This is a genomic window from Kribbella sp. NBC_00482 (assembly GCF_036013725.1).
Classification (GTDB): domain Bacteria; phylum Actinomycetota; class Actinomycetes; order Propionibacteriales; family Kribbellaceae; genus Kribbella.
The window spans coordinates 5,569,444-5,587,110 of sequence record NZ_CP107881.1 but is presented as its reverse complement, the minus strand read 5'-3'; the positions used below and the strand labels follow the sequence as shown (position 1 = coordinate 5,587,110).

General features: G+C 68.9%; 15 protein-coding genes. 8 read left to right on the top strand and 7 right to left on the bottom strand.

Annotated elements, in window-relative coordinates:
• The first annotated feature begins 175 nt into the window (after positions 1 to 175).
• The 3 genes from lpdA (at position 176) to OHB24_RS27290 (ending at position 4,591) form a co-directional block, all read left to right on the top strand.
• Positions 176 to 1,567 (top strand): dihydrolipoyl dehydrogenase, encoded by a 1,392-nt coding sequence (gene lpdA, locus OHB24_RS27300; protein WP_327633700.1) that lies wholly within the window; start codon positions 176 to 178, stop codon positions 1,565 to 1,567.
• A 128-nt stretch (positions 1,568 to 1,695) separates the two neighbouring features.
• Positions 1,696 to 3,591, top strand: coding sequence for a 2-oxoglutarate dehydrogenase, E2 component, dihydrolipoamide succinyltransferase (sucB, locus tag OHB24_RS27295; RefSeq protein ID WP_327633699.1), 1,896 nt, complete (start codon positions 1,696 to 1,698; stop codon positions 3,589 to 3,591).
• A 112-nt stretch (positions 3,592 to 3,703) separates the two neighbouring features.
• A complete protein-coding gene (locus tag OHB24_RS27290; protein WP_327633698.1) occupies positions 3,704 to 4,591 on the top strand; it encodes a TIGR01777 family oxidoreductase in 888 nt (295 codons plus the stop codon).
• A gap of 19 nt (positions 4,592 to 4,610) precedes the next feature.
• On the opposite strand, the gene OHB24_RS27285 is transcribed toward OHB24_RS27290, so the two are convergent.
• Entirely contained in the window at positions 4,611 to 5,462 is an 852-nt protein-coding gene (locus tag OHB24_RS27285) for an SDR family NAD(P)-dependent oxidoreductase (RefSeq protein ID WP_327633697.1), read from the bottom strand.
• Positions 5,463 to 5,563: 101 nt separating this feature from the next.
• On the opposite strand from OHB24_RS27285, the gene OHB24_RS27280 reads away from it, so the two are divergent.
• The 3 genes from OHB24_RS27280 to OHB24_RS27270 are packed head-to-tail and all read left to right on the top strand — an operon-like array spanning position 5,564 to position 7,796.
• Positions 5,564 to 6,508, top strand: a complete 945-nt coding sequence (locus tag OHB24_RS27280; protein ID WP_327633696.1) for a helix-turn-helix domain-containing protein — start codon at positions 5,564 to 5,566, stop codon at positions 6,506 to 6,508.
• A complete protein-coding gene (locus OHB24_RS27275; RefSeq protein ID WP_327633695.1) occupies positions 6,505 to 7,188 on the top strand; it encodes a class I SAM-dependent methyltransferase in 684 nt (227 codons plus the stop codon). Before OHB24_RS27280 ends, OHB24_RS27275 begins: the two co-directional genes overlap by 4 nt.
• A 38-nt stretch (positions 7,189 to 7,226) precedes the next feature.
• A complete protein-coding gene (locus tag OHB24_RS27270; protein ID WP_327633694.1) occupies positions 7,227 to 7,796 on the top strand; it encodes a hypothetical protein in 570 nt (189 codons plus the stop codon).
• A gap of 13 nt (positions 7,797 to 7,809) precedes the next feature.
• Here the strand turns inward: OHB24_RS27270 and OHB24_RS27265 are convergent, their stop codons facing one another.
• Positions 7,810 to 9,465 (bottom strand): protein kinase domain-containing protein, encoded by a 1,656-nt coding sequence (locus OHB24_RS27265; protein WP_327633693.1) that lies wholly within the window; start codon positions 9,463 to 9,465, stop codon positions 7,810 to 7,812.
• A gap of 93 nt (positions 9,466 to 9,558) precedes the next feature.
• Between OHB24_RS27265 and lipB the strand changes: the two genes are divergently transcribed.
• On the top strand, positions 9,559 to 10,275 hold the full coding sequence (lipB, locus tag OHB24_RS27260) for a lipoyl(octanoyl) transferase LipB (RefSeq protein WP_327633691.1): 717 nt from the start codon (positions 9,559 to 9,561) through the stop codon (positions 10,273 to 10,275).
• On the opposite strand, the gene OHB24_RS27255 is transcribed toward lipB, so the two are convergent.
• On the bottom strand, positions 10,257 to 11,636 hold the full coding sequence (locus OHB24_RS27255; RefSeq protein ID WP_327633690.1) for a sulfatase family protein: 1,380 nt from the start codon (positions 11,634 to 11,636) through the stop codon (positions 10,257 to 10,259). The genes lipB and OHB24_RS27255 overlap by 19 nt on opposite strands.
• A gap of 4 nt (positions 11,637 to 11,640) precedes the next feature.
• Positions 11,641 to 12,942, bottom strand: a complete 1,302-nt coding sequence (locus OHB24_RS27250; protein WP_327633689.1) for a sulfatase-like hydrolase/transferase — start codon at positions 12,940 to 12,942, stop codon at positions 11,641 to 11,643.
• Positions 12,943 to 13,041: 99 nt separating this feature from the next.
• On the opposite strand from OHB24_RS27250, the gene OHB24_RS27245 reads away from it, so the two are divergent.
• Positions 13,042 to 14,316, top strand: a complete 1,275-nt coding sequence (locus OHB24_RS27245; protein ID WP_327633688.1) for a hypothetical protein — start codon at positions 13,042 to 13,044, stop codon at positions 14,314 to 14,316.
• A 100-nt stretch (positions 14,317 to 14,416) separates the two neighbouring features.
• On the opposite strand, the gene OHB24_RS27240 is transcribed toward OHB24_RS27245, so the two are convergent.
• The 3 genes from OHB24_RS27240 to OHB24_RS27230 form a co-directional block, all read right to left on the bottom strand.
• Positions 14,417 to 15,385 carry a LysR family transcriptional regulator gene (locus tag OHB24_RS27240; protein WP_327633687.1) on the bottom strand — a complete coding sequence of 323 codons (969 nt, stop codon included), beginning with the start codon at positions 15,383 to 15,385 and terminating at the stop codon, positions 14,417 to 14,419.
• Between the two features lie 109 nt (positions 15,386 to 15,494).
• Positions 15,495 to 16,661: an ABC transporter permease gene (locus OHB24_RS27235; protein ID WP_327633686.1), complete on the bottom strand. Its 1,167-nt coding sequence runs from the start codon at positions 16,659 to 16,661 to the stop codon at positions 15,495 to 15,497.
• Entirely contained in the window at positions 16,658 to 17,539 is an 882-nt protein-coding gene (locus tag OHB24_RS27230; protein WP_327633685.1) for an ABC transporter ATP-binding protein, read from the bottom strand. The genes OHB24_RS27235 and OHB24_RS27230 overlap by 4 nt, the downstream gene beginning before the upstream one ends.
• Positions 17,540 to 17,667 lie beyond the last annotated feature (128 nt).

Here is a 17,667-nt window from a genome sequence, read left to right as displayed (position 1 = left end):
CAAGTCCGCGCCGAAATCCTGGATAACGGTTGCGGCCGATCCCGGCCTGCCCGCCACGACCGGCCCGGGGATGGATCCGGCCGTGATCGGTGACAAGATGACGCCGGGCCGGAACCGCGATCCGGGACCCGCCCGCCTGGACCAGACCCACAGCCTTGGACCCACGGAGGAACCTGTGACTGACAGTAGTACTGAAACTGGTACGACGTACGACCTGGTAATTCTCGGAGGCGGCAGCGGTGGCTACGCGGCCGGACTGCGCGCCGCGACGCTCGGCCTGTCCGTGGCGCTGGTCGAGAAGGACAAGGTCGGCGGGACCTGTCTGCACCGTGGGTGCATCCCGACCAAGGCGCTGCTGCACGCGGCCGAGGTCGCGGACTCGGCCCGCGAGGGTGAGCAGTTCGGAGTCCGGACGACGCTCGAGGGCGTCGACATGGGCGGCGTGAACAAGTACAAGGACGGCGTCGTCGACCGGCTGTTCAAGGGTCTGCAGGGCCAGTTGAAGGCCCGCGGCATCACGGTGATCGAGGGCGAGGGGCGGCTGACCTCGCCCACCACGGTCCAGGTCGGCGACACGACGTACACCGGCCGCAACGTCCTCCTTGCCTCCGGCTCCTACTCCCGTTCCCTTCCCGGGCTCGAGCTCGACGGGCACCGGGTGATCGCGAGTGAGCACGCGCTGACGCTCGATCGGGTCCCCGAGTCCGCGGTGATCCTCGGTGGCGGCGTGATCGGCGTCGAGTTCGCGTCCGCGTGGACGTCGTTCGGCACCAAGGTGACGATCGTCGAGGCGCTGCCGCGGCTGGTCCCGGCCGAGGACGCCGACTGTTCGAAGACCCTGGAGCGCGCGTTCCGGAAGCGGAAGATCGCGTTCAAGACCGGTACGCGGTTCGAGTCGGTCGCGGTGACCGATTCCGGCGTACAGGTGACCGTCGCGGGCGGCGAGGTGATCGAGGCCGAGCTCCTGCTGGTCGCCGTCGGCCGGGGACCCAACACCACGGGTCTCGGATACGAGGAGGTCGGGGTCGCGCTCGACCGTGGGTTCGTGACCGTCGACTCGACGCTGCAGACCAGCGTGCCGGGCGTCTATGCGGTCGGTGACATCGTGCCGGGGCTCCAGCTCGCGCACCGCGGGTTCCAGCAGGGCATCTTCGTCGCCGAGCACCTCGCAGGCCTCGCGCCGACGCCGATCGACGAGGCCGGCATCCCGCGCGTGACGTACTCCGAGCCGGAGGTCGCGTCGGTCGGGCTGACCGAGGAGCAGGCCCGGGAGAAGTACGGCGACGTGGACATCCTCAACTACAACCTCGGCGGCAACGGCAAGTCGCAGATCCTGAAGACGGCCGGCTTCGTGAAGCTGGTCCGCGCCAAGGACGGCGCCGTGGTGGGGCTGCACATGGTCGGTTCGCGTGTCGGCGAGCTGATCGGCGAAGCGCAGCTGATCTACAACTGGGAGGCGTACCCGGCGGATGTCGCGCCCCTGGTGCACGCGCACCCGACCCAGAACGAAGCCCTCGGCGAGGCCCACCTCGCGCTCGCCGGGAAACCTTTGCACTTCCATGACTGACCCTGCTGGACCGTCCCAGTAAGTTGGAGCTGCAGGAGCGTGAAGGATGCCCGTGACCCGGATCCCGAGCGCTCCGGCGGCACCGTAGGCTGACACTCGACCGATCAGACGAAGGAGCAACGACCGTCATGCCGACCTCTGTATCCCTGCCGGCCCTCGGGGAGAGCGTCACCGAAGGAACCGTCACCCGCTGGCTCAAGCAGGTCGGCGACACGGTTGCCGTGGACGAACCCCTGCTGGAGGTCTCGACCGACAAGGTCGACACCGAAATCCCGAGCCCCGTCGCCGGCACCCTTCTCGAGATCAAGGCCGCCGAGGACGAGACCGTCGAGGTCGGCGCGGAACTGGCCGTGATCGGCGACGCCGGCGAGGCCGGCTCCGCTCCTGCGGCTCCGGCCGAGCCCGCGGCAGACCCCGCGCCGGCCGCCGAGCCCGCTCCGGCACCGGCCGCGGAGGCTCCTGCCGCCGCGCCTGCCCCGGCTGCTGAAGCTCCTGCCGCCGAGGCTCCTGCTGCTGAGGCTGAGGCTCCTGCTGCCGAGGCTTCTGCTCCGGCTGAGGCTGCTCCGGCTGCTTCCGGTACGTCGGTGACGCTGCCCGCGCTGGGCGAGAGCGTGACCGAGGGAACCGTCACCCGCTGGCTGAAGCAGGTCGGCGACGACGTGGCCGTCGACGAGCCGCTCCTCGAGGTCTCCACCGACAAGGTCGACACCGAGATCCCGAGCCCGATCGCCGGCAAGCTCCTGGAGATCAAGGTCGCCGAGGACGAAACCGTCGAGGTCGGCGCCGAACTGGCCATCGTCGGCTCCGGCGCGGCCGCTCCGTCTGAGTCAGCCCCCGCCGCCGCTGCCCCGGCACCTGCTGCCGCTCCCGCTCCGGCTGCTGCTCCCGCTCCGGCTGCTGCTCCGGCCCCGGCTGCTGCCCCCGCTCCGGCCCCGGCTGCTGCTCCGGCTCCGGCTCCCGCCGCTGCCCCGGCCGCTGCTCCTGCTCCGGCTGCTCAGGCTCCCGCTCCGCAGGCGCCTCCGGCTCAGGCCCCGGCCCCGGCCGCTCAGGCTCCTGCAGCGGCTCCGGCTCCTGCGGTTTCGCCGAACGGGTCCGCCGACGGCGCGAACTACGTCACCCCGCTGGTCCGCAAGCTCGCCGCGGAGCACGACGTCGACCTGAACGCCGTACAGGGCACCGGTGTCGGCGGCCGGATCCGCAAGCAGGACGTGATCGCAGCCGCCGAGGCAAAGAAGGCCGCCGCGGCAGCACCCGCTCCGGCAGCCCAGGCCGCCGCCCCTGCCGCCGAGGCGAAGGCCCCGGTCGTCAGCCCGCTGCGTGGCACCACCGAGAAGATGAGCCGGATCCGCAAGGCGATCGCGGCCCACATGGTCAACAGCCTGAAGGTCTCGGCCCAGCTGACCACCGTGGTCGAGGTCGACGTCACCGAGATCGCCAAGCTGCGCAACAAGAAGAAGGCCGAGTTCGAGGCGCGCGAGGGGACCAAGCTGTCCTTCCTGCCGTTCTTCGCGCTCGCCGCGGTCGACGCGCTCAAGCAGTACCCGAAGCTGAACGCGTCGATCGACGACGAGAAGGGCGAGATCACGTACCACGCCGCCGAGCACCTCGGCATCGCGGTGGACGTGGAGCGCGGCCTGATGGTCCCCGTCGTACACAACGCCGGCGACCTGAACATCGCCGGCCTGGCGAAGAAGATCGCCGACCTCGCCGACCGCACCCGCAACAACAAGGTGCTGCCGGACGAGATGGCGGGTGGCACGTTCACCATCACCAACACCGGTAGCCGGGGCGCGCTGTTCGACACCCCGATCCTGAACCAGCCGCAGGTCGGCATGCTCGGGACCGGCGCCGTCGTGAAGCGCCCGGTGGTCATCACCCACCCGGAGCTCGGCGAGACGATCGCGATCCGGCAGATGGTGTACCTGGCGCTGACCTACGACCACCGCCTGGTCGACGGCGCCGACGCGGCCCGTTACCTGACGGCCGTCAAGCAGCGTCTCGAAGAGGCCCAGTTCGACGTCTGATCCGATCGGACACCCGGCGCCGGTGCCTGTCTCCCCGGAGACGGCCACCGGCGCCGTTCTTTTCATCCGGCTGTCCTGACCCGGCGGTCGACCCGACAAGGAGCAGAGCGGGATGAAGTACGTACTGGCCGGCGCCTCCGGCTTCCTCGGCAAGGCTCTCGCCCGCGACTTGGTTGCCAACGGCCACCAGGTCCTCCGGCTGGTACGCCGGTCGCCGTCGACACCGGACGAGGTGCGCTGGGACCCCGCCCGGGGTGATCTGGACGCGGCCGCGCTGGGTGATCCCGATGTCCTGGTCAACCTGGCCGGCGCGAACATCGGCCGCCCGTGGACACCGACGTACCGCCTGAAGATCCGGGAGAGCCGCGTCGCGACGACCGCCACCCTGGCTGCGGTCGCAACGAAGCTCGACCGCCGGCCGGTGCTGCTCACGCAGAGCGGGATCGGCGGCTACGGCACCGACCTCGGCGATCGCATCCTGACCGAGGACTCCGACCTCGGCGACGGCTTCCTGGCCGACGTCGTCCGGCTGTGGGAAGGCGCGCTCGAACCCGCCCGTGAAGCAGGCAGCCGGGTGGCCGCGCTGCGAACCGGCGTCGTACTCGACAGCAAGGCTCCGGCGTTCCAGCTCCTCTCGCTGCCCTTCCGCATCGGTCTCGGCGGCCGCTTCGGGCCTGGCACGCAGTACTTCCCGGTGGTCTCGCTGACCGACTGGATCCGCGCCGTCCGGCACGCTGCCGAGAACGACAGCGTGAGCGGCCCGGTGAACATCACCCTGCCGACACCGGCAACCAACCTCGAACTCACCGAAGCCCTGGCAACCGCCTTGCACCGCCCGTCCCTCGTCCCGGTGCCGGCGATCCTCATGAAGGCCGCCCTCGGCGAGTTCGCCTGGGAACTCCTCGGCAGCAAACGAGCCCTCCCGACCCGCCTCCAGTCCACCGGCTTCACCTTCCACCACCCCACAGTCACCGCCGCAATCTCCGCCGCCCTCGCCTAGCCCGCTGACCGGATTGCCGTCAGGCTTGACCGGCGTCGTCGTGCGCGAGGTTGCTGGACAGTTCGCGGTAGGCGTCGGCCTGGGCGAGGAGGGTCGTGGCCTTCTGCTCGACGGTGGCGATCGCGTCGGCGCCGGCCGCGAAGCGCAGCGGCGGCTCGTCCTGGTTCGCGAGCTGGACCAACGCGTTCGCGAGTTTCGCGGGGTCGCCGCCCTGCCGGCCGTTCATGCTCTGCCAGCCCTTGACGGTCAGCCTGGTTCGCTCGGCGTAGTCGTCGATGGTCGGCTCGGCGTACTTCGTCGACTCAGGACCCAGCAGCTCGGTACGGAAGAAACCAGGCTCGACGAGCATGGTCCGGATCCCGAACGGCGCGACCTCGGGAGTCAGCGACTCCATCCACCCCTCCACGCCGAACTTCGACGCGGCGTACGCCGTACAGAACTCCAGGCCGGCAATCCCGGCCGTCGACGAGATCGTGACGACGAGACCCGACCGCCTGCCGCGCATGACCGGAAGTACGGCGCGGGTGACCTCGACCGGACCGAACAGAGTGGTCTCGATCTGTGTCCGGAACTCCTCCGAGCTCAGCTCCTCGAAGAACCCGGCGTTGAAGTTGCCGGCGTTGTTGACCAGTACGTCGATCCGACCGAACCGATCGACAGCAGAGCGAACCGCGTCGTCGATACCCGCAGGATCGGTGACGTCGAGCTTGAGGACCAGCAGGTCGTCGTGAGCCTCGAGCACGGAGCGCACCCGGTCCGGATCGCGTCCAGTGGCCACGACGGCGTGACCGGCTGCCAGCGCCGCCTCAGCGAGGTCGACACCCAGGCCTCGGCCGGCGCCGGTGATGAGCCAAACCTTCTTGTCAGTCATGCAGTCCACGCAACCAGCTGGTGTCTGCTGCCGGCAGACTCTGTTCGAGGGGTACTCAGAGGGACCCCCTGAGGTGCGGAAGCGCTCGTAGAGTGGACGACATGACAGCCCGGAAGGACCGTGACATCCGCGATGACGTCCGGGGCGACGTGCGTGCGGAGATCCGGGAGTTCCTCAGCACCCGACGGGACCGGATCAGCCCTGAGCAGGCAGGCCTTCCCGTGTACGGCGGCGCCCGCCGCCGGGTCGCGGGCCTGCGCCGCGAAGAGGTCGCGCTCCTCGCAGGGATCTCGACGGACTACTACACGCGGCTCGAGCGCGGCAACGCAATCGGCATCTCCGACAGCGTCATCGAGGGGCTCACGCACGCGCTGAAGCTCAACGAGGCCGAGCGAACCCACCTCCTCGACCTGCTCCGCGCCGCCGCCACGACACGCGCTCCACGTCGGCGTCCCACGGCGCAACGAATCCGGCCCACGGTCCAGCGCGTCCTGGACTCGATGAGTGGTACGCCGGCACTCGTACTGAACGGACGCCTCGACATCCTGGCCGCCAACGCTCTCGGATCCGCGCTGTTCTCACCCGTGTACGCCGTGCCTGCGAGGCCGCCCAACAACGCCCGATTCGTCTTCCTCGACCCGCAGGCGACGGACTTCTTCCGTGCCTGGGACACGGTCGCCAACGACACTGTCGCGTTGCTCCGCGCAGAAGTCGGCAGGGACCCGTACGACCGGCAGACGTCGGACCTGATCGGCGAGTTGTCCACCCGCAGCGAGGAGTTCCGCGCACGGTGGGCCGCTCACAACGTCCGGATCCACACCACCGGCGTCAAACTTCTCCATCACCCCGTCGTCGGCGACCTCGAACTCCCCTTCGAGTCGTTCCCGCTGGCGTCCGACCCGAGCCAGAGCCTCCTCACCTACACCGCCGAGCCCGAATCCGCCTCGCAGGATGCCCTGAATCTGCTGGCCAGTTGGTCCGCGACGGCCGCCTCCGTCGAGCAGGACGTGACTTCCGCTGACCCTCGGCCGAGAACTCAGCCATGACAGTCACGCCGAAGACAACCGCGCGGTACGACGGTCTTGCCGAGTGGTACGACGAGCACAACGCTGCTGCGGCCGACTCCAACCGGGAGCCGCTGCTGGATCTGCTGGGGCCGGGCGACGGTCTGTGCCTGGATCTCGGGTGTGGGACCGGGCAGAACCTGCAGACGCTGCGCAGCACGGGACGCACTGTCGTTGGCCTGGAGTACTCCGCGGATCAGTTGGGCCTCGCCCGGCAACGCGCGGCCGATGGCGAGTCACTGGTGCAAGGCGACGCCGCTGAGTTGCCGTTCGCCGATGCTGTCTTCTCTACTGTCGCCGTTCTGTGGCTCTCCACCGACGTCGACGACTTCGCCGCTGTCCTGCGCGAGGCGGCCCGCGTGCTGCATGCGGGTGGGGTGCTCGTGTTCTACGGGGCCCATCCCTGCTTCAACGGACCGCACACCGAGGGTCGTCCCGATGACGGGCGCATCGTCCATCCGACGTACCGCACCATCGGCTGGCATCCCCCAGCGCCCTGGTGGGGCGAAGGCGGCATCCGCCATCGCCTCGGCATGCGCCACGTACCACTAGCCGACCTCCTCAACGCGTTCGCCAATGCAGGTCTCACGATCACCCGAACCGTAGAGCCCCGCACCGACCCAGTGCCCTGGATCCTGGCTCTCCGCGCCGAGAAGCGCTAGCTACTCCCAAATTTGCATTGCCCTGGTTGGATTGCTGGGTGGCGACTCTTTTCGTTGATCTGGAAACCACGAGCGTTCGGGAACCTTGGCTGCCGGGTGGCCGGCAGATCTGGCAGTTGGCGGTGATCCGGCGTGAGGACGACGGGCGCGAGACGGCGTACAACCGGTTCGTCCGGCTGGACGAGCTGGATCTGTCGGCCGCGACCGAGCAGGCGCTGGAGATCAGCCGGTTTCATCGCCACCCGTCGCTGAACGGATCCGAGCAGGACGTGTGCAGCGGTCGAGAGGTCGCGGAGTTGATGGTCGAGCTGACCGCCGACGAGCCGTTGTGGGTGGGCGCGGCGCCGTGGATGGATGCGACCGACGTACTGCATCTGATGCATCTCAACGGCCTGGTCGCGGATGACGCGGCGGATGTGCCTTGGGACTTTCGGCTTGTGTGCGTGATCAGTCAGTTGCTGGGCCGGACGAACCTGCCGCCGACTGCGGACGTTGGCGAGATGTCGGCGGCTGTCGGCGTCGACCAGTCCTCGTACGCGATTCACGACGCGCTGGCGGACACCTACTTCGTACGGGACGTATTCGACGCCCTGAACCAACCGAGCTGAAGGCCGTCGCGCGTCAGGGTTGGGTGATTGTTGTGATGCGCCAGGGGTGGGTGGGTTGGCGGGCGGCGCCGCGTGAGGGGGCGGTGGTGCGTGGGGTGATTGTCAGGGTGATCAGTCTGGTGGCCGGGGGGCCTGGTGGGAGTGGGGTTTTGGCGCCGGTGTGGTCGACTGCTTGGCCGGCTGTGAGGTGGTCGGTGGTTTTCAGGGTGACGGTGGTTGCGGTGCGGCGGGTGATCGCGGTGCTTTCGATCGTGATTCGGAGGCCTTGGACGCGGACGTTCTGGTCGCGGTAGGCCGACAGGAGGGCGCGGTCGGTGCGCCAGGGGGCACTGCCTGGGACATAGATGAGGTCGAGGGCTTCGAGGTCGAGGGTCCAGAACGCTTGCGCGCGCTGGGCGTCGAGTGCTTGCAGCGTTTCGATCCAGGTGGCCAGCTCTGATGAGGAGGCGGACTCGGATCTTGGCGCGGAGGTCGTGGCACGGGCCTGGCTTGGCGATGTCTCGGGTCGCCCGGGTGCCGTTGGGTGGGCGGTGGTTGGCGACTGGGTGGGCGGGGATGTGGATGTGCGTTGGGTTGTGGACCGCGTGCCGGTGGGGTCTGGTTGGGCGGTTGCCGGGGTGTCGATGGCTCGGAGTGTGGCGATGGCGATTGCGAGCACGATGATCGCGGCTAGGGCGGCTGCGGCGAGTACGCCGTACGCGGGGTGTGGGAGTCGGTGGAGGGCCGCGACAAACCGGGTGCGGCGGGACTTGTGGCGGCGGTTGGAGCGCACGCGCGTCGAGCGGGCCTTGGCGGAGGGTGCGGTGGGGTGAGGTCGCTTTGGTTGTTTCAGAGGTGAGGGTGGCGGCTCGGCCGGAGGTGGAGCGAGCGGCGCACGGGAGGCAGCGGGGGCATCGTCGTCTGCCGACCCGTCCGACGAGGTCGGACGTCGGGGGCCGGGCCTGGGGGCGCTCGGTGTTGGGGCGTGGGGCGGTGGAGTGCTGCCGGGAGGCGGTATTGGGGCTTGGGGTGGTGGGGTGGCGGCGGGTGCTGTGGGGGCGGTGCTGGTGAGGGGGGCTAGGTCTATGGGGGTGGCGGGGGTGTGGGTTAGGAGGCGGTTCGGGAGGGATCTGAGGGGGGTGTTGGTGAGGAGGTCGGGTGGAAAGGGGGTGGGGCTGGCGCTGACGCGGTGGGTGAGGGTGGCGAGGGCTTGGTGGTCGGTGGTGGGGTCGGTACGGCGGAGGGTGGCGTCGGTGAGGATTGGGCGGCCGTCGGCGTCGAAGAGGACGTTTTCGGGGGTGATGGAGCCGTGGGTGAGGTTCGAGGCGTGGAGGTGGGTGAGCGCCTCGGCGAGCGGGGCGAGGAGGGTGACGAGTTCGCCGCGGGACAGCGGGCCGCGGCGGGTGAGGAGGGCGGCGAGGCTGCCGGCGGCGAGGTGCTCGGTGATCAGGATCCAGCCGGTGTCCGTCTCGCGGTACTCGTGGAGCCGCGCGACGTGCGGGTGCCGGAAGCGGGACAGCATGCTCAAGTCCTCGCGGAGCCGCCCCCGGTCGGGATACGCGCTGTGCGGGAGGTGTTTGAGCACGGCGTTGCGGCCCGAGGCGCGGTCCCGGACCTGCCAGACGGTGCCGGCCGGCCCGGACCCGAGCTCGCGGCGCAGGCTGTAGCCGGTGAGATCTGCGAGGTCCATGTCCAAGAGGATGCACCGATCGCGACCTTGCCCGTCGAAGTTATCCACAGCCCAGGGCGCGGGCCGCGATCGGCCCCGCCTACACTCGAAGGCGTGAGGGCTATCAGGTACGTGGAGGCCGGATTCGGCGCCGGCGCGGTGGACTACGAGACCGCGTGGGCCGAGCAGCGACGACTGCACGCGGAGGTTGCCGAAGGCACCGGCTCGGACACGGTCATCCTGCTCGAGCACCCGCCGGTCTACACGGCGGGCAAGCGCACCGAGCCGCACGAGCGCCCGATGGACGGTACGCCGGTGGTCGACGTGGACCGCGGCGGCAAGATCACCTGGCACGGCCCCGGCCAACTGGTCGGATACCCGATCGTCAAGCTCGCCTCACACGTGTACGTCGTGGACTACGTCCGCCGGCTCGAAGAGGCGCTGATCGGCGTCTGCTCCGAGCTCGGCGTGAAGACGGGCCGGGTCAAGGGACGCAGCGGCGTCTGGGTCGCGGCCGACGACCGCGGCCGGGAGCGGAAGATCGCCGCGATCGGGATCCGGGTCGCCCAGGGCGTGACCATGCACGGCTTCGCGCTGAACTGCGACAACGACCTCACCTGGTTCGACCGGATCGTCCCGTGCGGCATCTCGGACGCCGACGTGACCACGCTCTCCAAGGAGCTCGGCCGCGAGGTCACGACCACCGAGGTCCTCGACTCGGTACGCCGGCACCTCGACGAGCTCCTCGCCTGGAACGAGTACGAGCGCAGCCCGGACATCGACCACCACGAGGAGCCGCCGACAGCGATCACCTACGGGTTGACTGTCTGAGCCTCGAGCCCCACCTCCGCACGCCAACCGGCGTGCAACGAGCGCAACCGGTCTGCGATCTCCGGCTGGGCTGACAGGTGGTTGGTCTGCTCGCCGATGTCGTCGGCCAGGTTCGCGAGGAACCAGCCCTCCCCCATCGGCGCGTGCTCGTAGTCACGCAAATGCCTGGTGTTGGCGTCGTCGGCCACCCAGCTGAGCTTCCACTCCCCCGACCGCACCGCCCACTGGAACCCGCAGTCCCAGTGCAGGTTCTCGTGGGCAGTCTCGGCGGTACCGCCCAGCACGGGCAGGATGTCGACGCCATCGGCACCGTCCACGGTCGCACCCGCCGCCGCGGCCAGCGTCGGGACCAGGTCCATCGTGCTGACCAAAGCGTCCGTACGACGTCCCGCCGGCAACTGGTCCGGCCAGCGCCAGAGCATCGGGATGCGGATGCCGCCGTCCCACAGCGTGTACTTCGTCCCACGCAGCGGCGCGTTGTCGCCGAAATTGCAGGTCGACCCGCCGTTGTCCGTCACGTACACGACGATCGTGTCGTCGCCGGCCACGTCGAGCAGTCGCCCGATCTCCGCGTCCATCAGCTCCAACTGGGCGAGGTAGTACTCACGCCCGTGCGGAAGATTCGGCACGATCACGTCGTCGTACCACTCCATGAACGGGCCGTCCGCATCGGGCGACCAGTCGCGGAAAGCCGGGAGCCCGCGCGCTTCCAGTTCGGAGTCCGGCAGCTGCCAGCAGAAGTTGTGTACGGCGTTGAACGCGACCATGCAGAAGTACGGCCGCTCGTCGTCCGCGTCCATGAACTCCGCCGCGCGGCGACCGAACTCCGCAGTCAGAAAGCCCTCGTGCTCGACTGGCTCGTCCCCTGACAACAGAGGCTGGACAGCCATGTGGTGCGCGGCCGGCTGACCGTACGACTCGACCGACTCGTCGGAGTGATGCAGGTAGTTCAGCCGCCCGAACGACTGCCCCGCCAGCCCGTACAGCGTCTCCTCGAACCCGTGGTGCGGCGGACACGCCCTGTCCCCCACACTCTCTTTCCCGTAGTGCACCTTGCCGAAGTACCCCGTCCGGTACCCCTGGTCGCGCAGGATCTCCGCAAGCGTCGGTACGTCGTCAGGCGGGAACGCGGCCGAGTCGAACCATTGGCCGCCCCACCGCTGCTGGTACCGCCCGGAGATGATCGACGCGCGTGACGGGCTGCAGATCGGCGCTGTCACGTAAGCGTCGGTGCAGCTCACTCCCTCCGCGGCCAGCCGGTCCAGCGCCGGAGTCCGTACGTCGGAGTGCACGCCGAGTCCACCGCGGTCGGCGTACCCGTGGTCGTCGGAAACGATCAGCAGAATGTTCGGAGCGGGCAACAGCTCATCCTCTCGAAAGGCGCGCAGCCTGGTCCGACTTCGCACGGGCATCGGTCGCGTCAGGGTCCAGCAGCAATCTCAGCTCAGCATCCAGTCGCTGCACCAGAGCCGTCTCACCGGACAGGTCGTGGAGCTCCAGTGGGTCGTCGTCGACGTTGAAGACCTGCGGCGCATGCCCGGACCCGTAGTAGCAGTACTTCCACGGCCCGGACTTCAGCATGAAACCGCCGTCGACCATGCCCTGTGCGTGGTACTCCGACAGCACAGGTCTGTCCTGAGCCTCCAGCAGCGTCTGACCGGGCAGAGCGGCGTCGGGCGCCAGACCGGCTACGTCTCGCAGCGTGGGGAGCACGTCGATCAGGCTGACGTGTGCGGCGCTCCGGCCCGGCTGCAACGACGGGTGGCGTAGGAGCAGCGGGATGCGTACGGCGGGCTCGTAGAAGCACTGTTTCTGCCAGATGCCCTGGTGACCGGCCATCTCGCCGTGGTCGCTGGTGTAGATGACCACTGTGTCGTCCGGCACTGCGGCCAGCAGCCGACCGATCTGGTGATCAAGATGGCTGATCAGCGCCCAATAGCAGACTGTCGCCTCCCGGATCTGCTCCTCCGTCAGCGGCTCGTCGTTACGGAACCCGTGACGCAGCAAGGAGATTACCGGGTGCTGGTCATCTGCGACGGTGGGTAGCTCGACGTCGGCCGGGTCGTAGAGGGCTCGGAACTCCGGTGGTGCGACCAACGGGAAGTGCGGGTGCATGTAGCCGACGTACAGCAGGAACGGGTCCTCGCCTGGGTCTCGTAGGAACTCCACAGCGGCGTCTGTGGCGGCTACGTCGTGCTGCGTGTGGACGTGGTCGCCTGAGCCCTGTTCGGTGACATGAGAGTTGCTCGGGCGTCGCCAGTCCGCCGTACGACGGGGTGGACGGCCGCTGTGGTCGAGCCAGAAGTCCAGGTCGTCGGTGAGGCGCCGGTCGAAGCCTAGTAAGCGGTCTGGTCCGTTGAAGTGCGTTCGGCCCGCTATGACCGAGGTGTAGCCGGCTTCGCGCAGGTGGTGGCCCCAGGTGCGGTACGACGCGTCTGGGATCACGCCGTTGTCCCAGGCCCCGATCTGGTGCACGTACTGGCCCGCCATGAGTGAGAGGCGGGACGGCACGCACATCGGGCTGTTGGTGTACGCGCGGTCGAACGAAACGCCCTGCGCGGCCAGACGATCCAGGTGTGGCGTCTGGACGTGCGGATGGCCTGCCCAACCGGCTGCGGCGGCGGTGTGTTCGTCGGACAGGACGACGACGATGTTCGGTGCGCGCATGGCTTCTACCTTAGGCAAGCGGTTGCCTGCCTGGGTCAGCCGAAAGGTGTGCCGAAGTGTCTGCGGGGTGTAACCGCAGATCGTCGCTACCTTGGGGGTGTGTCCAAATTTCTTGGGTTCTTGCTCGGAGTAGCCGTTGCTCTGGCCGGTCCGGCCGTGTTCGGAGTCCTCTCGGCGCCGGGTGGTATCGAGCTGAACGCGAAGGGGATGGCGCTTGCCTTCGGCATCGGCGCGCTGATCTTCTGGGCCGTGGTGTCGTACTTCTCCGGCGCCGGTGCGCTGGGGGCGTTCATCGCCTTCGGCGCCCTGATCTACTGCTGGCTCTGGATCCCGAACCGGACCACGAACTTCCTGAACGACGTCCCTGGCGTCACCAACGGGATGATCGACGGGTCGAAGCAGTACACGCTGAACGGCGTAGTGCCGATCCTCGGGGTGATCTCGCTGGTGTACGCGATCCAGCTGATCGTCCACGGTGTCCAGCGCCGGCGGCGGGAGCGGGCCGACGCCGAGCGGCTGCAACGCGAGCAGGAAGCCGCGCAGGCGCAGCAGGAGGCGGACGTCGCGGCCGTGTATCCGGTTGCCGGGGGCACCTATCAGGCGCCGGCGGCGTACGAGACTCACACGCGGTACGACGACCTGTTCGACGAGCCCGCGGCGGCAGAGCCGCGGAACCAGGCCGACGATCAGACGCGGCAGTTCCCGGTTGGTGGGGCGGAGGAGTTCGAGCACACCCGCCAGTTCCCCGAGGCAGATGCCGACAGCAACTACCCCGGTGAGGAAACAGTCATCGCCCCACCTCCCGCAGCCGAAGAGCCGGTCACGCAGGCGACCCCCGCAGCTGAGGTGAGCGAGCCGGCTGAGAAAACCCAGCCCGTGGAGGCGCCGCCGAGCGCGGCCACACCGGTCGAGGAGACCCAGCCGGTCGCATCTACTCAGGAGGCGGTCACACCCGAGGCGGTCCCGCCCGTCGAGGAAACTCAGCCGATGGAGACCAAGCCCGAGGCAGCCGCGCCGGTCGAGGAGACCCAGCCGATGGACGCGACGCCTGAGGCGGTCGCGCCGGCGGAAGAAGCTCAGCCGGTGGACGCTAAGCCCGACGCGGTCGCGCCCGCTGAGGAGACTCAGCCGGTCCCGCCTGCTCAGCCAGTGGAGCCCAAGCCCCAAGCCGCCGCGCCAGTTGAGGAAACTCAGCCGGTGGAGCCGAAGCCGCAGGCGGTCGAGGAAACTCAGCCGGTGGAGACGAAGAAGGTGGAGCGGAGTGTTTCGCCTCGGGAGCAGATGGGGTCGCAGTATCGGGAGCGGATGGAGGACCCGGAGGACACCGGCGAGTTCCACATGGCGTTCGAAAACCCGGTGGTAAAGCCCGCCTAAGTGACCCGAGTTCGCCCGGGGCGCCGGCTACTTGGTGGAGGGTTTTGCTGCGATAGCGCCAGAAACACTCCACCAATGCAGACATGCAGCGAGCACGGGATCAGGCGACGTGCATGCGTTGTTGGTGTTGGTCTCGGCGGGCGTGTTCGGTGATGGCTTCTTCGTACGCGACGCTGGCCATCTGCAGTACGTCGCCCGCCATCTGGGCCCGTGGTGAGTCGGTGCTCCACGCGAGCACCAACTTCCGATGAATCGGGTCACCCACCAGGGTGCGAGTGGTGACATCAGCTGAGAGCATCCGGTACGACGTGGGCGAGATGAGCGCCACGCCCTGACCACTGGTCACGAACCCCATCAGCACCGACGTGTCGACCGAGTGGTGCTCCACCCGGGGCTGGAACCCAGCAGCCTCGCACGCCGCCCGGAACAGCACATGGAACCCGCTGTCGTCCGGCGGCTCACCGATCCACTCCTCGGCCGACAGCGACGCCAGATCAACCTCACCACGCGCCCGCGACGCCTCCGCCACCGGGTGGTCCGCCGACAAGGCGACGTACGCCGACTCGGACTCAACGACCGTGGTCGACTCCACCCCGGCCGGCAGCCGAAGCTCGAACCCGGGGAACTCCCGCAGCAACGCGAAGTCCAGCCGCCCGCTCTCCAGCTGCTGCAGGAGCACGCTGGTGGACCACTCGACCTCGATGCTCACCTGCTCGATCTCACCGTGAGTTCGGAGCCGGGACGCGATCCCGGACATCGGCGCGGTCGGAAACCCACCAAGCCGTACGGCGGACGACTCGACCGCGGTCATCGCGGACACGGTCGCAGACAAATGGTCGACGTCGACCAGGATGGCCCGCGCGCGATCAACGGCGTACCGGCCGAGCGGAGTCGGCTTCACGCCGGTGCGGGAGCGTTCGAACAGCTCACCGCCGAATGCGGCCTCGATCCGTTTCAGCTGCGCGGTCAGGCTCGGCTGGCTGACTTTGAGCCAGCGGGCGGCCCGTCCGACGGACCCCGCTTCTGCCACCAGGACCACCACCCGCAGGTGGCGCAGCTCAACGTTCATGCGTTGAGACCGTAGTCGAGGTCTAGACACAGCACACAGCGACCCTACATTGCGGTTTCGTCACAGCCGGGCCCGGTGTTGTAACGCCGGGCCCGGTCGTGACGATGTGCTACTTCGATTCGAGCGCCAGGGCCTCGCGGTAACCGAGGCGACGGCCCGTCTGCAGCAGCGTGCGCTCGTACAGCCGTGCGCCCATCCGGACGATCAGCACGGTGGCGGCCAGCAGCAGCGCGATCGCGACCAGCGGCTGCCAGATCGGCACGTCCTCGGTGAGCATCCGGCCCGGCATCGACATCGACGACGCGATCGGGACGAACGACGCCACGGTCTTGGCCGACGACCCCGCGAACACCGAGAAGAAGAACGGGATCATCAGGATCATCTGCCCCGGCAGCGTGGTCGACCCGAGGTCCTCCTGCCGCGTCGCGAGCGATCCGGCGACCGCCCAGAGCCCGGCCAGCGCGACGAACCCGAGTACGAAGAACACCACGAACCACCCGGCGACCGGCGCGACCACTTCGAGGATGTCGGCCTGGTCGGTGGCGAGCAGCCCGATCAGCGACGCACCCGCGATCACCACGATCTGACTGAGCGCCAGCACCGTGTTGCCCAGCACCTTCCCCCACAGCAGCGACCGGATCGGCACCGCGGCGGCCAGGATCTCGACGACCCGGCTCTCCTTCTCCTGGACGACGCTCTGCGCGATCATCATCCCGAAACCGAGCGCGGTCATGTAGAACACCAGCGCGAGCCCGATGTTCACGAAGTCGGACACGATGTCCGGCAACGGGCCTGGCTTCAGCAGCTGCAACGAGACCTTCGTCCCGGCGTGCAACTCCTCCGGGCTCAGTCCCGCCTTCCCGGCGTTCGTCTCCATCCCAACGGCGGCGGCCGCCTCGCGCAGGGCGCCTTCGATCCCCGAGTCGACGCGGTCCTTGCCGAGCACGACGTACCCGCCCGCGTCCGGCAGCAGCGCGGCCTCCACCTTGCCGTCGGTGACGGCCTTCTCAGCGGCCGGACGGTCGGAGAAGCGAGTCGCCTCGAACCCGTCGCCGCCCGCCGTCACCGACGCCGTCTGAACGACCTTCTGGCTCGCGTCGTCGATGACCCCGATCTTGTCGGGGCCGCCCTTGCCCGCGAGGATCGCGGGCAGGATCACCGCGACCATCACGATCAGCAGCATCACCAGCGTCGAGCCGATGAACGTCTTGTCCCGCAGCTTCGTGGTGATCTCGCGCTCCGCGATCAGCACCCACGGCTTCTCCAGTACCTTCATCGGGTCGCCTCCCGGAAGACGTCGCTCAGCGCCACCCGCTCCGGCCCGAATTCGAGCACCGGCCCGCGGGTCAGCGCCTCCTGCAGGATCTTCTGCTCCACCGCACCGTCGAGTACGTCGAACAACGCCGTACCCCCGGCCACATCGCGCACCTGGATCCCTCGCACGTCACGCAGCCACCCGGCGTCGCCGTCCACCACCAGGCGGTACGTCGACGTAGGCCCGGCTGCCAGCTCGGACACGGCACCCGCGGCGACGACCTTGCCCCGGGACAGTACGACGAGGTCGTCGCACAGCCGCTCGACCAGATCGAGCTGGTGGCTGGAGAACAGCACCGGCACCTCCGGCGTCACCTCCTCGCGCAGCAGGTCGACCATCGCGTCGACGGCGAGCGGGTCGAGGCCGCTGAACGGCTCGTCCAGCACCAGCGCGATCGGCTCGTGGACCAGCGCGGCCGCGATCTGCACCCGCTGCTGGTTCCCCAGCGAGAGCGTCTCGAGGATGTCGGTCGCGCGCTCGGCCAGCCCGAGCCGCCCGAGGATCTTGTCGGTCCGTGCGCCGGCGCGCTCCGGGTCGAGCCCGTGCAGCCGGCCGAAGAACACCAGCTGGTCGCGGATCTTCATCTTCGGGTACAGCCCGCGTTCCTCGGGCATGTAGCCGAAGTCCCGGCGTACGTCCTGCGTCAGCGGCTTGTCCTGCCACCGCACCTCGCCGGCCGTCGCGCCCAGGACCCCGAGGATGATCCGCATCGTCGTCGTCTTCCCGGCCCCGTTCGCCCCGACGAATCCGGTCATCCGTCCCGGTACGACGTCGAAGGTCACGTCGTCCAGCGCCAGATGATCACCGAACCGCCGGGTGAGCCCAGCCACCCTCAGCATGTGTCACCGTTCCCATCAGCTTCCAGCCCCCGGCCGGGCGTTCGCCCGACCCTCCCAAAGCTAGTCAGCTGCAGTACGCCGGCACGTCGCCCGCGCGGGTGATCATCGGAGTCATCCGTACGACGGAC

What these genes read in the sequence shown, in the direction of transcription:
- OHB24_RS27250 (WP_327633689.1), bottom strand. Translation starts at nt 12,942, where the DNA reads ATGCGCGCACCGAACATCGTCGTCGTCCTGTCCGACGAACACACCGCC.
- OHB24_RS27235 (WP_327633686.1), bottom strand. Translation starts at nt 16,661, where the DNA reads ATGAAGGTACTGGAGAAGCCGTGGGTGCTGATCGCGGAGCGCGAGATC.
- OHB24_RS27230 (WP_327633685.1), bottom strand. Translation starts at nt 17,539, where the DNA reads ATGCTGAGGGTGGCTGGGCTCACCCGGCGGTTCGGTGATCATCTGGCG.
- OHB24_RS27275 (WP_327633695.1), top strand. Translation starts at nt 6,505, where the DNA reads ATGACAGTCACGCCGAAGACAACCGCGCGGTACGACGGTCTTGCCGAG.
- OHB24_RS27280 (WP_327633696.1), top strand. Translation starts at nt 5,564, where the DNA reads ATGACAGCCCGGAAGGACCGTGACATCCGCGATGACGTCCGGGGCGAC.
- sucB (WP_327633699.1), top strand. Translation starts at nt 1,696, where the DNA reads ATGCCGACCTCTGTATCCCTGCCGGCCCTCGGGGAGAGCGTCACCGAA.
- OHB24_RS27240 (WP_327633687.1), bottom strand. Translation starts at nt 15,385, where the DNA reads ATGAACGTTGAGCTGCGCCACCTGCGGGTGGTGGTCCTGGTGGCAGAA.
- OHB24_RS27285 (WP_327633697.1), bottom strand. Translation starts at nt 5,462, where the DNA reads ATGACTGACAAGAAGGTTTGGCTCATCACCGGCGCCGGCCGAGGCCTG.
- OHB24_RS27265 (WP_327633693.1), bottom strand. Translation starts at nt 9,465, where the DNA reads ATGGACCTCGCAGATCTCACCGGCTACAGCCTGCGCCGCGAGCTCGGG.
- OHB24_RS27290 (WP_327633698.1), top strand. Translation starts at nt 3,704, where the DNA reads ATGAAGTACGTACTGGCCGGCGCCTCCGGCTTCCTCGGCAAGGCTCTC.